The sequence below is a fragment of the Micromonospora sp. WMMA1996 genome (assembly GCF_002573675.1).
GTDB classification, from domain to species: Bacteria; Actinomycetota; Actinomycetes; order Mycobacteriales; family Micromonosporaceae; genus Micromonospora; species Micromonospora sediminicola.
Genome location: NZ_PDHU01000001.1, coordinates 1,864,216 through 1,878,920, shown reverse-complemented (window position 1 = coordinate 1,878,920; position 14,705 = coordinate 1,864,216). Strand labels below are relative to the sequence as shown.

Genomic DNA, 14,705 nt, shown 5'->3' with positions numbered 1-14,705 from the left:
CGGCGAACCGGTCGCGCCGCACGGATGGCTCACGGTGCCGCCGGGGGCGTCACCCGGGCGTCAACCGGGCACGATCAGAGCGCAATCATGGTGACGCTGCGTTGACGCAAACTGTGCGTGGCCTATGGGAAGATCGAATTCCGCTTCTCGTTGGCGACACTTTTTCGCAGATCACGGGCGACTTACGAGTCCGTTACGGACTGTCATCGATGTTGCACGCCGTTGACTGAGAGTAACAGGCGTTGATATTCTTCGTCTCGGTCAGCCCGGCCGCGACGGACCTCTCCGGCCGAGGCGGAACGTTCCGACACCGGGGTCGCGGGCGAGCAGAGCCGGGCAACACACAGGACGGTCGGGACGAATGTTCCGGTGCAGGGGGGTGCGCCGTGTCCGGTGGTTCGAGGATGCCGACGGCGGGCGATCCCGCCCCCCGGGTGTCACTGCACCTGCTCGGCGGCTTCCAACTGCTGCACGACGGCGTGCCCGTGGTGGTGCCCCGGGGCCTGCAACGGGTCATCGCCCTCATCGGGCTGCGCCCCGGCGCCACCCGCAGCCACCTCGCCGGGCTGCTCTGGCCCGAGACCTCCGAGGAACGGGCGCTCTCCTCCCTGCGGACCGCCCTGTGGCGGCTGCGCCAGGACCCGTGCTGCCCGCTGCGCACCGACGGCGACACCGTACGCCTGGGACCGACCGTGCACCTCGACGTGGACGAGCTGGTGGTGGCCGCCGCCCGGGTCCGCGACGGCGCGACCCCCCGGGGCGCCGCCGGCGCCGGCCGGCACGACCTGCTCCCCGGCTGGTACGACGACTGGGTCCTGCTGGAACGGGAACGGCTGCGCCAGCTCCGCCTGCACATGCTGGAGGAACTGGCCGGCAACCACCTCGCCGCCGGCCGCCACGGCGAGGCCCTGGAGGCCGCGCTGGAGGCGATGGCGGCCGAGCCGCTGCGGGAGACCCCGCACCGCCTGGTCGTCCGCATCCACCTGGCCGAGGGCAACGCGTTCGAGGCGGTGCACTCCTTCTACGTCTACCGGGACCTGCTCCTGCGCGAACTGCGCCTGGAACCCTCCCCGGCGATGACGGCCCTGCTGGACGACACCCTCGCCCCGATCCGCCGGGCCAGCCGGCCGGAACCGCCGCAACGGCGGGCCGACCGCGGCCGGCCCGCCGGGCCCGCCCGCCCGCAACGCGCCGCACCACCGCCATCAATACCCAGGGGTACGCCGTGACGGCGAGGTGACAGCCGGGCCGGCACCGTGGACGCAGCAGCAGCGCGGCGAGAGGGGTCCCGATGAGTCGACTGTTGGTGGTCAGCCGGATCGTGCCCGGGTCGCAGGGCCGGGTGGCACAGATCTTCGCCGAGTCCGACGCGACCGAGCTGCCCCACCTCACCGGGATCCGGCACCGGTCCCTCTACTACCTGCACGACCTGTGCGTGCACCTGATGGAGACCGGCGACGTCGCGCCCGACCTCGCCGCCGACCTGCGCGACCACCCGCTCTACGAACGCGTCAACGAGCGGCTCTCCGCGCACACCTCGCCGTACCTGCCGACCTGGCACTCCCCCCGGGACGCCGTGGCCGGCTGCTTCTACAGCTGGGACGCCGCCGGCACCCCCACGCCCGACCGGATCCGCTGACCGGCCACGGGCGACGGACGGGGCGCCCCGGGACCCCGCACGGCACCAGGTCCCGGGGCGCCCTCCCCCATCGCCGACGGCACACGCTCGGTCATCCACCGACCACCGGCCGACACGGCCGATCCCACCGTCGACGCCCGACCCCCGGCCTGCCTGTCGCCCCGTGCGCGCGTGTGCGAAGCTGCCCCGAGTTTTCTCGTGACCGTCGTGCACGCACATAGAAGGAGGTAGGCCATGCCGTCGAGCTTCGGGCAGTGGCTGGTCGTGATCCTGGCCCTGCTCATCGGACTGGTCGCCGGCTGGGTGGTGAGCGGCCGTCGGGCCGGCGCCGGCAGCTCCGCGCCCACTGTGGACGTCGCCGCCACCCCGGCCCCCGAGGTGACCGCCGTCGTCGACGAGCCCCGCCCGGCCGCGGTGGTCGACGAGACGCCGGCTCCGGCCGCCGTGACCGACCAGCCCGCGCCGACCACCACGGAGCCGGCCGCCGCCTCGGAGCCGGTGACCGCGTCGGAGCCGGTGGAAGCCGCGGAGCCCGTGACCGCCGCGGAGCCCGTGACCGCCGCGGAGCCCGTGACCGCGTCGGAGCCGGTGGAAGCCGCGGAGCCCGTGACCCCCGCTGCCGAGCCCGTGACCGTCGACGAGCCGGTCGCCGCGGCCGAACCGGACCGTGAGCCGGTCGGCATCAGCGCCGAGCCGTCCCCGGTCGCGCCCGAGCCGGCCGCGGACTCCGCGCCCGTCGAGCCCGCGCCGCTGGGCGTCGACGCCGAACCCGCCACCACCGACCCGCGGTCGCCCGCCGTCACCGAGCCGGTCGCTGCCGAGCCGGAACCCGCCACCGTGGCCGCTGCGGAGCCGGTGGCCGGACCGACCGGATCGGACACCGCGCCGGCGGTGGTGCCGGCGCCGCGGGCCTCGACCGAGAACGATCTGTCGGACGGCGCGACGCCGGACGACTTCCGGCGTATCCAGGGCATCGGGCCGAAGCTGGCCACCGCGCTGCAGGACGCGGGCATCCGCACCTACCGCCAGCTCGCCGAGCTGGACGAGGCGGCGCTGCGGGAGACCGTGAAGGCCGCCGGGCTGCGGGCCGCGCCCGGGCTGGCCACCTGGCCGCAGCAGGCGAAGGTGCTCGCCGGCGCCCGCGCCGAGGCCGAGCAGGTCCTGCCCGCGGGCGAGTAGTCCGCACCCGTACCGGGCCGGTGGTGACCGATGGTCGCCGCCGGCCCGACGTGTTCGCCCACGTCCCCGCCGACGTCCCGTACCGGACGGACCCCGTCACCTGCCCGGAATGGCGGAAAGCCGACCGGAGACGGACGGGCGTCGCTACGGTCGGTGAAGGGCCGGGACGGACGGCCCGCCGCGCCCGATCCCGCCCGCAGGAGCAGCTCGTGCCCACCGGAACACCGGAGCCCGCCGGCCGGCGGCCGCCGGTCCGCGATCCGGAGGCGCCGCGCCGGGTGACCCTGCTGGAACTGTTCTTCGACCTGGTCTACGTGGTCGCGCTGGCCCTGATCTCGCGCAACCTGATGGGCGAGGTCAGCTGGGAGCGGGCCGCCCAGTCACTGGTCATGCTGATGGCGATCTGGTGGACCTGGGCGATCACCACGCTGGTCACCGACCTCTACGACCCGCAGCGCGGTGAGATCAAGCTGCTCATCGTGGCGGTGATGTTCGGCGCGCTGCTGATGACCACCGCCATCCCGGAGGCGTTCGGCGCCCGTGGGCTGGTCTTCGCCGGCACGTACGTGGCGATCCATCTCGGACGCGGCCTGTTCCTCATGCCGGCCGTCCGCCGCCACCCGCAGACCCGGCGCCGCGCCATCCGCATCTTCATCTGGTTCGCGGTGTCGGCGGTGCCCTGGCTGATCGGCGCGGTGGCGGCGCACGGCGCCGCACGGCTGTGGTTCTGGGCGCTGGCACTGGCCATCGACTACCTCGGTTTCCGGATGGCCTATCCGGTGCCCGGCCTGGGCTCTGTGCCGGACGCCCAGCGCAACGTCACCGCCGAGCACCTCTCCGAGCGCTACCAGCAGTTCTTCATCATCGCGCTGGGCGACGCGGTGCTGGTCTCCGGCACCGTGTTCAGCCTGCACCACTCGGAGGTGGAGAACCTCCTCGCGTTCAGCACCGCGTTCGCCACCACGCTGCTGCTGTGGCGCATCTACGTGCACAAGTCCGGTGAGCTGCTGCCGGAGGCCATCGCCCGGTCGACCCAGCCGAGCCGGTTCCTGAACACCGCCCCGTACACGCATCTGCTGATGGTGGCCGGGGTGGTGACCAGCGCGGCCGGCTTCGACCTGGTGCTGCTGGAGCCGACCGGGCACACCCCGCCGGCCTGGCTGGCGATCATCCTCGGCGGCCCGGCGCTGTTCCTGGCCGGTCGGGCCGCCTTCGAGTACGAGGTGTTCAGCCGAGTGTCGCTGTCGCGCCCCGGCGGGGTCCTGGCGCTGCTCTGCATCGCGCCGGCGGCGCTGTTCCTCGCGCCGCTCTACGCCGCCGTCGGGGCGATGCTGGTGCTCGCCGGGGTGGCCGTCGCCGACCACCGGCGCAGCCGCGGCCGTCCGCCCGAGGAGCCGGCGCCGCCGCACTGAGTCACCGCGCCGGTAGGTAATCGGAATCGGCCGCGCCGGCACCGGTGTTCCGTTTGGCGGATCACCCGCGCGGGGTACATGCCCTCCACCTCGAATCCACCACAACCCCAGTGGAGGCAACTGATGCGCGGCACCTCGATAGTCGGCGTTCTGGTCGTCATCTGGCTCATCATCGGCGCGATCGCCGCCGGGCAGCGCGGCTACTACGGCAACGACGACACCAACTGCGCGGAGGCGGGCACGATCCTGGTCACCATCGTGGCCGGCCCGCTGAACTACATCGGCGCCAACCCGAAGATCGACTGCAAGCTCCCGGAGCCGTCCAAGTAGGCCGCCACCCCCGTACTTCCCCGGCCCGCGCCCGCCTGGCGAGCGCGGGCCGTTCCGTGCCCGGAGTCGCGAGCCGCACCACCCCTCAGGCGTCCTAGGAGGCTGGGCTCGTGCGGGTTTGCCGTCGGGCCAGGCGGGAACGGCAGCGGTCCGCTGACGACGGGACGGAGAACCCCGGCATGAAGATCGGCTACAAGCTCGCCTCGGAGGCGTTCGGGCCGCAGGAACTCATCCGGCAGGCGGTCCGCGCGGAGGAGGCCGGCTTCGACTTCGTCGAGATGAGCGACCACTACCACCCGTGGCTGGAGGTGCAGGGGCACTCCTGCTTCACCTGGAGCGCGCTGGGCGCGATCGCCGCCCGCACCAGCACGCTCGGCCTGGCCACCGGGGTCACCTGCCCCTCGGTCCGGTACCACCCGGCGATCGTCGCGCAGGCGGCGGCGACCCTGGCGCTGATCTCCGACGGTCGGTTCACGCTCGGGGTGGGCGCCGGCGAGCGGCTGAACGAGCACGTGGTCGGGCTCGGCTTCCCGAGCGTACGGGGCCGGCACGAGCGGCTGCGCGAGGCGCTGGAGATCATCCGGCTGCTCTGGCAGGGCGGTTACCAGTCCTACGAGGGCCGACACCTCCAGCTGGAGGACGCCCGGGTGTGGGACCTGCCCGCGCAACCGCCGGTGATCGCCGTCGCGGCCAGCGGCCGGGCGTCCGCGACGCTCGCCGCCGAACTGGGCAGCGGGCTGTTCGCCACCGAGCCGAAGGCGTCCATCGTCGGGCACTACCGGGAGGCCGGCGGTCAGGGCCCGCGCTACGCCGAGGTGCCGATGGCCTGGGCCACCGACGACGAGCAGGCGGTACGCGCGGCGAAGGAGACCAGCCGCTGGGCGGTCACCGGGTGGAAGGTGATGAGCGAGCTGCCCAACCCGGTGAACTTCGACGCGGCCACCGCCTGGGTCGAGGACCATCACATCCGGCAGCAGTTCTCCGTCGGCCCGGCGCCGGAGCCGCACGTGGAGAAGGCGCGGGCGTACGTCGAGGCGGGCTACGACCACATCGTGCTGCAGAACGCCGGCCCGGACCCGGACGGCTTCCTCGACTTCTGCGCGGGCGACCTGCTCGCCCGGGTCCGCGCGCTCGGCTAGCTGTCGCGGCTCAGCCGCCGACGTGGATGCCGGGGCGGCGGGTCGGGTCCGGCTCGGACTTGCGGATGATCTCCCGGACCACCGGCGGTGTGTCGCCGCGGCCCAGGATCAGGTAGCGCAGCAGGTGCGCGATGGGATTGCCCTCGGACCACTCGAAGTGACAGTGCGGGCGGACCCCGGTGGCGTCGCGCAGCGCGAGCAGGATGGCGGCGATCGCGTTCGGCGCGGCCGGGCTGCTGGCCCGCAGGATGCGATAGTCGCCGACCTCCACCCCGTGCACCTTGAGCACCTGGCTGAACTGGGACGGGTCGCTCACGTCGATCTCCAGGAAGAGCACGTCGGCGGCGCCCGGCACCGGGTTCATGGACCGCTGCGCCCGCTCCTTGACCCGGTACTCCTTGACCGAGCCGCTCTGCCGTTTGTTCGCGATCAGGTGCAGCCGCCGGTCGCGGGCGACGGACTCGTCGACGAACCGGCGGGCGGCGCCGTCGAACTCGATCCGCTCGGCGCGCAGCTCGGTGGTCCGGGTGACCCGGGAGATCAGCGAGACCGCGACGATGCCGGCGATGAAGAACCCGGAGATGGTGATGCCGTCGGGCTTCGCCACGACGTTCTCCGCGAGCGCGTACAGCAGCACGGCGGTGAGCACCGCGAACCCGACGCCGGCGCCCCGGTGCCCGGCCCGCAGCGCCGAGATGGTCACCGCGATCGCGCCCGAGACCATCATGGCCAGGATGCCGGTGGCGTACGCGCCGGCCTGGGCGTTGACGTCGGCCCGGAAGGCGACGGTGATGGCGATGCTGATCGCGGTGTAGACGAGCACCACCGGGCGGACCGCACGTCCCCACTCCGGCGCCATGCCGTACGACGGCAGGTAGCGCGGCACGATGTTGATCAACCCGGCCATCGCCGAGGCGCCGGCGAACCAGAGGATGAGGACGCTGCTGATGTCGTAGACGGTGCCGAACGCCTCGCCCAGGTGTTCGTGGGCGAGGAAGGCGAGCGCCCGGCCGTTGGCCCCGCCACCGGGCTGGAACGCCTCCGGCGGGATCAGCACGGTGGTGACGAACGTGGTGGCCACCAGGTAGACCGACATGATCAGCGCGGCGGCGGTGAGCAGCCGCCGGGTGTTGCGGATCCGGGCCGCCAGCCGGCGCTCCGGGTCGTCGCCGTCGCCCCGGACCAGCGGCATCATGCTCACCCCGGTCTCGAAACCGGACAGGCCCAGCACCAGCAGCGGGAAGGCGAGCACGCTGGTGGTCAGCACGTCGCCCGCGCCACCGACCCGGGTGAGCCGGTCGGTCCAGTCGCCGAGCAGCCCGGGGTCGGCGACGATCTCGGCCACCCCGACGGCCACCACCACCGCGTTCAGCGCCAGGAAGACCACCACGAGCGGGATGGCCACCTGCACCGCCTCGCTGAAGCCGAGCAGGAACACGCCGCCCAGCACCAGCAGCAGCACCACGGTCACCGCCACCGCGGCCGTGGCGCCGTGCGGGAACGACGCCGGCAGGACCGGGTTCTCCAGCAGGTGCACGCTGGCGTCGGCGGCGGAGAGCGTGATCGTGATGATCCACGAGGTGGCGACGAACCCGAGCAGCACCAGCACGAAGATCTTGCCGCGCCAGAACGGCAGCAGCCGCTCCAGCATGGCCACCGACCCCTGCCCGTGCGGGCTCTCCCGGGCCACCCGGCGGTACATCGGCAGCATCCCGAACAGCGTCAGCGCCACGATGAGCAGGGTGGCCAGCGGGCTCAGCGCGCCGGCCGCCACCGCCGCGATGCCGGGCAGGTAGGACAGGGTGGAGAAGTAGTCGACGCCGGTCAGGCACATCACCTGCCACCACGGGTGGGCGCGTGCCTGGTGCTCCCGTATCTCCGGGCCGACCGGCTCGACGCGGTGCTGGAACAGCCAGCGGTGCAGGCGGTCGGCCGGCGCCGTCGGCCGGGCCGGCGTCTCCACCCGCTCCGGCAGCGTGCCCGGCGCGCGGCCGGACCGGTCGCCGTGCTCGGCGTGCCGGCCCGCCCGGGCCGCGGCGGCGGCGTGCGCCTCGCGCCGCCGGTCCCGCGTACGCCGGGGCTGCTCCCCGTCCCCTGCCTGCGCCATCTGCTCCCCTCCGGCCCCCTGATCACGGTAGGCGGTGGCCGGGGCGTGGCCCGGCGGAACCGGTCAAGCGCCGCCGGAAGTGCCGGGAGCCAGCGCGTCGCGCAGCGCCGCCGGGTCGGCGACGGTCACGGTGAGTGCCGGGTGTCGCGGCCAGGGGCCGGGCGCCAGCGCCGGCACCGGCTCGGCGAACCGCAGGCAGAGGCCGCCGGCGACGCTGGTGCCGAACGTCGCGCCGCCGTCGGCCAGCGACAGGTGCGGGCCGATCGCCCGCCACCAGCGGTACGGGCCGCTCAGCTCGACACCGGCGACGTTGCCCGGGGTGGTCCGCAGGCGCCACGGGCCGAACCGGACGACGAGCGCGTCCGGGGCGAGTTCCACCGCGGCGGTCTCGGGCCGCACGCCGAGCAGGGCCAGCGGCGCCCGGAACGCGGGGTCGAAGCGGAACGGGAAACGGCGGACCGGGCCCGGCGGGCCGGTCGGGACGGGATGCGGCACGGCCACGTCGTACCCGGCCGGACGGGCTCGACACCCCGACGGACGGTGTCCCCGCGTCCCGCGCCCGGACGGCGGGACGCGGGGACCCCCCGTCCCGGCTACTGCAGGAACGCCCCGAGGGGCGACAGCAGCAGCCGGCCGAGCAGCGCGGCGTTGTCGTCCAACCGCGTCCGCTCACACTCGCGGGCGTCCGGGTCGTGCCGGCAGCGCCAGATCTTCTGCGCGTTGCGCCAGGCCACGTTCCGGGTGTATTCCACCAGCTCGCCCTGGTACCAGTCGTCGATGTCGCCGTTGACCATGTCGATCATGAGCTGCCAGTGGTCCAGGTAGCCACGGCGCAGCTCCGGGATCCGCTCGGCGAAGATCTTGTTGATCTCCAGGTAGTCGCGGTGCTGGTCGCTGCCGTCGACCGGCTCGGACTCCAGGCTCTCCAGCGTGGTCACCAACGCGAACGGCAGGTCGTAGTTGATGTGCGCGTTGACCCCGGCGGCGGCCGAGGGCAGCGGGCGGGCGTCCGGGCCGCGCATCCGCTTGAACAGGCAGGACCAGGCCTTGGGCGTGCTCGGGCTGGCGTCGGTCCAGAACCGCAGCGCCTCGAAGTAGCGCGCCGCGAACTCCACGTCGAGCCGGGCCAGGAAGGCCGGGTCGACGAACCGGTCCTCGTAGAGACCGTCGAGCACGGTGCTGGTGATGACCAGGTAGAGCTTGTTGAAGTCGGCCAGCGGGCAGCTCGCCTCCAGCGGAGGGAGCCGGACCAGCATGTCCTGCAGCTTGGTGAGATGGTCGACGACCGCCGGCACGTCGGCGGGGTGGTCGGCGAGCAACCCGACGATGTCCTGGTGCACAGGACCCCAGACCGGTTCGGTCATCTCTCCTCCACGATGGTCGGCGCCCCCCACGACGCCACCCGATTCCGCGGCACAGCCTGCCAGCCGCCGCACACGCGCCGGATCAGTAGAACGACGTATTGCCGACGTACGTCTAGTCCGGGCGGTTGCGCAGGAAGATCGCGCTGGCCTGCACCCGGGTGCGGACCTGGAGCTTGTCGAAGATGTGCGACACGTGCACGCCGATGGTCCGCTCGCTGATGAACAGCCGTTGACCGATCTCCTTGTTCGTCAACCCCTCGGCGACCGCGGCCAGCACCTCCCGTTCCCGCGCGGTCAGCACCGCCAGCTCGTCCACCGCCGGCGCGGCCGGCGCGGCCGGCGCCGTCCGCGGCCGGGGCACCGGCGCGGGCGACGGCGCGTCGTCCAGGGTCACCCGGGCCCGACCGGCGAGGGTACGGATCTCGGCGCTCAGCGGCACCGCGCCGAGCGACTGGGCCATCGCGTGGGCCTGACGGAGCAGCTTGCCGGCGGTGGCCACCCGACTGCGCCGGGCCAGCAGCGCCTCGGCCTGCCGCAACCGCGAGTACGCCGCCGGATAGGGATGGTTGCGCCGGTCCCATTCGGTGGCCGACCGGCCCCACAGCTCGGGGTCGCCCCGGCCGTCGTCGAGCCGGCTCAGCTCGGCGTCGCAGAGCGCGAGGAAGCCGTCGGCGACGTAGCGCACCGGCGCGCCGGCCTTCTCGCTCTTGCGGGTCACCCGCTCGACCACCTCGCGCAACCGGCGCACCGCGGTCGGGTCCACCTCGACCGTGCGGCTGGCCGCCGCCTCGGCCTCGGCGCGCAGCCCGTGCCAGGCCAGCGTGGCCAGCACGATCACGTCGTCGGAGCGGCTCTCGGTCAGGCCCCGCTGGACGGCCTGCCGGGCCAGGTCGTGCCGGCCCTGCCACATGGCCAGCCCGGCGCGCAGGATGAGCATCGGCAGCACGTGCCGGGCGCCACCGCCGGCCAGCACCGTGGCGACCGCCTCCAGGTCACGGTCGGAGGCCTCGACGTCGCCGTAGCCGACGGAGAGCCGGCACCGGGCCAGCAGCAGCTCGACCGCGTCGGCGCCGGACGGGCGGTGCCGCAACGCGGTGGCGACGACCTTCTCCGCCTCGGCCCACTGCCCCACCCGGAACAGCCCGTTGGTGGCCACGGCCAGCAGCCGGGTCTCCCAGGTGCGACCGAGACCCAGCTCGGCGACCCGTTCGGCGCCGCGGCGGGCCACCACCACCCCCTCCTCGAGGATGTTCAGCGGGCCGGTGAGCAGTTCGGCCAGGTGCAGGTAGGCGCAGGCCACATCCTCCGGCCGGCCGGAACGCTCGGCGGTCTCCAGCGCCCGGCGCATCACCGCCAGGCCGGCGGTCTGGTCCTCCAGGAACGCCTCGCTGAACCCGAGCGCGGCGCTGGCCAGCACCACCTCCGAGGTGGAGCCGGGCACGTCGGCGGCGAGGTCGAGCGCCTCCCGGGCCTGGTCGCCGGCCTCGGCGTAGCGGCCCAGGTGCAGCAGCAGCTCGGCCAGCCGGGCGGCGGCGGTGCACCGCTCGCGCGGCGTGCAGTCGGTCGACTCCAGCACCCGGCGGTATTCCTCCTCGGCCGGGGCGGAGCGGCCGGCGGCGGCCAGGTAACGGGCCCGCCGGATGTGCAGCGCGCAGGCCGGCGGGCCGGACGCGTCGGCGGCCAGCTCCTCCAGCAGGGTCAACGCCCGGGCGTGCTCGCCGCTGTGGTGTGCGGCCTCGGCGGCGTGGCTGAGCAGCTCGGCGCGGTCCACCTCGACCGGTGCGGGCCGGCTGCCGTCCGGCGGGACCGGGGCCGGGGTCGCGGCCAGCGCCAGCGCGACGGACCAGTGGCGGTGCGCCTCGGCGTACCCGTGCAACCGTTCCGCCTCGCGAGCGGCGGCCATCGCGGCCGGCAGCGCGCGGGCCGGCTCGCCGGCCTGCCGCCAGTGGTGGGCCAGCCGGGCCTGGTGCAGCTCGGCCGGCGCGGCGGTGAGCGCCTCGGCGTAACGTCGGTGCAGCGCGGCCCGCTCGGCCGGCAGCAGCTCGTGGGCGAGGATCTCGGCGACCAACCGGTGCCGCAGCCGGTAGCCGTCGTCGGCGCCGACCAGCAGCCGGTGCGCCACCGCCTCCCGGACCGCGTCGAGCAGCTCGTCCTCCGGCAGCCGGACCACCTGGGCCAGCAGCCAGTGCTCGACCGGCTCCACCCCGGCGGCGACCGCGTGCACCACAGCGTGCGCCGGCTGGGGCAGCGCGTCGACCCGGTCCAGGAAGACCTCGCGCAGCGTGTCGGAGAGCCCGTCCCGGCCGTCGCGCCGGTCGCGGGCCAGCTCCTCCACCACGAACGGGTTGCCGCCGCTGCGCTGCCACACCTGGTCGGCGGCCTCGGCGGGCAGCGGCGCGCCGACGATCGCGGCGGCCAGCTCGTCGGTGCCGGCGCGGTCCAGCGGCAGCAGGTCGATCACCCGCACCGACCGCAGCCGGCGCAGCTCGGTGAGCACCCGGCGCAGCGGGTGCGCGCCGCGCAGCGACTCGGCCCGGATCGCGGCGAGCACTGACAGTTGCAGGTCGCCCAGGCCGGCGAGCAGATAGAGCAGGAGCTGGCGGGTGCTCCGGTCGACCCACTGCAGGTCGTCCAGGACGAGCACCAGCGGCCGACCGCCGGCGACCAGGTGCAGGCCCTGTGAGACCCGTTCCAGCAGCGCGCCGGCGCCGTCCGGGCCGGGGGTCTCCTCGTCGAAGACCTGCAACAGCCCGCGGACCGCCGAGGTGGTGCGCGCCTCGGCCACGTCGGTGTCGAGCCGGCGCAGCGCCTGGCGCACCGGGTGCAACGGCGAGGCGTCGCCGATGTCCAGACAGGTGCCGGTGAGCACCAGGGCGCCCGACTGCCGCAGCCGCTCGCCGACCTCGGCCAGCAGCCGGGTCTTGCCCACGCCGCTCTCGCCGGTGAGGAACACCGCGGCCGTCTGCCCGGGGGCGACGTCGTCGAGCAGCGCCGACCGCAGCGTCGCCAGGGTCCCGACACGGCCGACGAGCGGTGCGGTGTCCACATCGCTGGCCATGGGACGCAGCCTAGTCACAGGTCCCCGCACCGTTCTACGGGCTTACGGGCGTACTCGTACTCCTCGCGTCGACAACACGACTAACGGTTGCGGGTGGTCGACATACGTCGTCCTACCGATCCCCCGAGGACCCGGTGGTGAAAGTCTCCGGTGGTCGTCAGGCACCGGACCAGGGAAAGGGTGGGTGCGATGTTGATCACCACGCCCGTGGCGAGTCGGGAAGCCGTCAGCGCGGCACGCTGGCCGGTGCCGGAGGAACGCCGCACCGTCACGGTGCTCTTCGTCGACATCGTCGGCTCGACCGGTCTGGTGGAGCGGCTCGACCCGGAGGACGTGCGGACGTTGCAGCGCGCCTACTTCGGCACCGTGTCAGGGGTGCTGCGCCGGTGGCGGGGCGTGGTGGAGAAGTACGTCGGCGACGCGGTGATGGCGCTGTTCGGCGCGCACGGCTGCGACGGCTTCGACGCGTACCGGGCGGTGCGGGCCGGCTTGGAGATCCAGGCGGCGCTCGACCGGCGGCCGGCGGGCGGCACCAGACTGCGGGTCCGCGTCGGTGTCGCGACCGGTGAGGTGCTCGTCGACCTGACCGGCGCGCGCGACGGCGGCCACGGGGCGGCCAGCGGCGCGGTGATCACCACCGCCGCCCGGCTGCAGGAGTACGCCCCGCCCGGCGGGGTGGTGGTCTGCCCGAGCACCCGACGCGCGGTCGCCGGCCTGGTCGAGCAGCGTCCACTGGCGACGATGACCATGGCCGGCAAGGCCGGACCGGTGGACGTGTGGCGGGTGACCGGGGTGTCCCGGCACCGGCCCGCCCGGCACCACGGTCCCCTGGTGGGCCGCCGGCGCGAGCTGGCCGGCGCGGCCGACGAGGTCGTCCGGGCGCTGCGCGAGCGGCGTCCCGGGTGGATCTCCCTGGCCGGCCCGCCGGGCAGCGGTCGCAGCCGGCTGCTGCACGAGCTGACCCGCGCGGTGTCCCGGGTGGACGGCGCCGAGGTGCGCTGGTGCGTGGCGCACTGCCCGCCCTACCCGGACGGGGAGCTGGCGCCGCTGGCCGACCTGGTCCGCGCGCTGCTCACGCCGGACCCGGCGGTACGTCCGCTGCCCGGCTCCACCGCCGGCGGCCCGGGGTGGGCCGCGGCGAGCCCGGCGCTGGCCGCGTTCCTCGCCGCCCCGGACGATCCGGCCGCGGCGTCCCGGGCCGTGGCGGCGTGCCGCGAGCTGCTGCTCGACCGGGCCGCCGGAGCGCCGGTGGTGGTGGCGGTGGACGACCTGGACCGCGCGGCGCCCGCGCTGCACCGGTTCCTGCGTCACCTGCACGCGACGGCCGGCGAACGACGGCTGGCGCTCGCGGTGGTCACCACCCACAGCGCCGGACGGGCCGACCCGTCACCGGGTCCGGGCGAGCGGTGGCGCCGGGTGTGGCTGGCGCCGCTGGGGGCCCGGGACAGCGGACGCCTGCTGCGGCACCTGCTCGACCGGGCCGACCGGCCGGCGGCGCTGGCCGCGCGGCTGCTGCCGCTGGTCGGGGGCAACCCGGCGGTCGCGACCGCGTACGCCGCCGAGGACTCCGGCGACGAGCCGGCCGGGGTGCCCGCCGCGGCGCGCCGGCTCGTGGACGCGCGACTGGACCGGCTCGACGGTGCCCAGCGCGCCGTGCTGATGGCCGGCGCCACGGCGGGCGGCGCGCTCGCCCCCGCCACGGTCGAGCGGATGCTCGGCTGGGCGGCCGGCCGGGCCGGGCCGGTGCTGCGCACCCTGGCCGCGGCGGGCCTGCTCCGGCGTACCCGCGCGGGCGGCTGGACCATCGCCGAGCCGGTGGTCGCCCGGATGGCCGCGTACCGGCTGCCCCGCGCGGCACGGGCCGACTTCGCCCGGCGGCTACACGGCGACGGGACCAACGGCCGGCCGGGGGCTGTCCCCGCCACGCGCCGGCCGGGCGCCGCGTCGAGGCTCGACGTTCCCCGCGGGGACGTCGACGGGCGGGCGACCTGCCCGCTCGGGGTGGGGCGGTCGCGCCGGTCGGGCGGAGGGGCCCGACCGGCGCCCGTCCCGCCGATCCGGGCGGCGTCGCACCGGCCGGGGTACGCCGCGCCGGTCGCGTCCGGCGCCGGGCCCCCGACGGCCGCCGCACCGCCGCCGGACGCCGCGATGCCAGTGGGCACGGCCGCCGTGGCGCCGTCCCGAGCAGCCGTGGCGCCGCCCCGAGCAGCCGTGGCGCGGTCCGGAACGGCTGCCGTGGCGCTGTTCGGAGCAGGTGCCGGGGCGTCCTCCGACGCAGGGCCCGTGCGTCGGCTCGGGGCCGGCTCGGTGGCGCGGTCCGGGTCGGCCACCGGGCCGCCGGAACGGGCGGGGCGGCGGCCGGGAACGGCGGCGCCGCAGCGGCCCGCCGCGCTCGGGCTCGCCGCCTGAGCGGGTGCGTCCGGGTCGGAGCGGGCACGGGGCCACTCCGGCCCGGGCGTCATCGGCGGCGGGCGCCG

11 protein-coding genes are annotated in these 14,705 nt (G+C 75.2%); 7 read left to right on the top strand and 4 right to left on the bottom strand.

Translation table 11 applies throughout. The features are described 5' to 3' along the window. Positions 1 to 404: 404 nt before the first annotated feature. The 6 genes from COO58_RS08995 to COO58_RS08970 all read left to right on the top strand — a co-directional run bounded on the left by COO58_RS08995 (position 405) and on the right by COO58_RS08970 (position 5,699). Positions 405 to 1,229: a BTAD domain-containing putative transcriptional regulator gene (locus COO58_RS08995; RefSeq protein ID WP_369700177.1), complete on the top strand. Its 825-nt coding sequence runs from the start codon at positions 405 to 407 to the stop codon at positions 1,227 to 1,229. Positions 1,230 to 1,291: 62 nt separating this feature from the next. Continuing rightward, entirely contained in the window at positions 1,292 to 1,639 is a 348-nt protein-coding gene (locus COO58_RS08990; protein ID WP_091574129.1) for a TcmI family type II polyketide cyclase, read from the top strand. A gap of 234 nt (positions 1,640 to 1,873) precedes the next feature. Beyond that, complete coding sequence (locus tag COO58_RS08985; RefSeq protein WP_098744565.1) at positions 1,874 to 2,818, top strand: helix-hairpin-helix domain-containing protein; 945 nt, start codon at positions 1,874 to 1,876, stop codon at positions 2,816 to 2,818. 209 nt (positions 2,819 to 3,027) lie between these two features. Further along, a complete protein-coding gene (locus tag COO58_RS08980; RefSeq protein WP_098744564.1) occupies positions 3,028 to 4,230 on the top strand; it encodes a low temperature requirement protein A in 1,203 nt (400 codons plus the stop codon). Between the two features lie 123 nt (positions 4,231 to 4,353). Continuing rightward, the gene (locus COO58_RS08975; protein WP_091574126.1) at positions 4,354 to 4,560 is read left to right on the top strand and encodes a hypothetical protein; all 207 of its coding nucleotides are present in this window, start codon (positions 4,354 to 4,356) and stop codon (positions 4,558 to 4,560) included. Positions 4,561 to 4,739: 179 nt separating this feature from the next. After that, entirely contained in the window at positions 4,740 to 5,699 is a 960-nt protein-coding gene (locus COO58_RS08970) for a TIGR03557 family F420-dependent LLM class oxidoreductase (RefSeq protein ID WP_098744562.1), read from the top strand. 10 nt (positions 5,700 to 5,709) lie between these two features. Here the strand turns inward: COO58_RS08970 and COO58_RS08965 are convergent, their stop codons facing one another. The 4 genes from COO58_RS08965 to COO58_RS08950 all read right to left on the bottom strand — a co-directional run bounded on the left by COO58_RS08965 (position 5,710) and on the right by COO58_RS08950 (position 12,228). After that, the gene (locus tag COO58_RS08965; protein ID WP_098744560.1) at positions 5,710 to 7,806 is read right to left on the bottom strand and encodes an APC family permease; all 2,097 of its coding nucleotides are present in this window, start codon (positions 7,804 to 7,806) and stop codon (positions 5,710 to 5,712) included. Positions 7,807 to 7,869: 63 nt separating this feature from the next. Then, positions 7,870 to 8,301, bottom strand: coding sequence for a hypothetical protein (locus COO58_RS08960; RefSeq protein ID WP_245666356.1), 432 nt, complete (start codon positions 8,299 to 8,301; stop codon positions 7,870 to 7,872). 98 nt (positions 8,302 to 8,399) lie between these two features. Further along, positions 8,400 to 9,170, bottom strand: a complete 771-nt coding sequence (locus COO58_RS08955) for a DUF5995 family protein (RefSeq protein WP_091574122.1) — start codon at positions 9,168 to 9,170, stop codon at positions 8,400 to 8,402. Between the two features lie 112 nt (positions 9,171 to 9,282). Beyond that, positions 9,283 to 12,228 (bottom strand): helix-turn-helix transcriptional regulator, encoded by a 2,946-nt coding sequence (locus COO58_RS08950; RefSeq protein WP_098744559.1) that lies wholly within the window; start codon positions 12,226 to 12,228, stop codon positions 9,283 to 9,285. A gap of 189 nt (positions 12,229 to 12,417) precedes the next feature. Between COO58_RS08950 and COO58_RS08945 the strand changes: the two genes are divergently transcribed. Next, on the top strand, positions 12,418 to 14,637 hold the full coding sequence (locus tag COO58_RS08945; RefSeq protein WP_098744557.1) for an adenylate/guanylate cyclase domain-containing protein: 2,220 nt from the start codon (positions 12,418 to 12,420) through the stop codon (positions 14,635 to 14,637). Positions 14,638 to 14,705 lie beyond the last annotated feature (68 nt).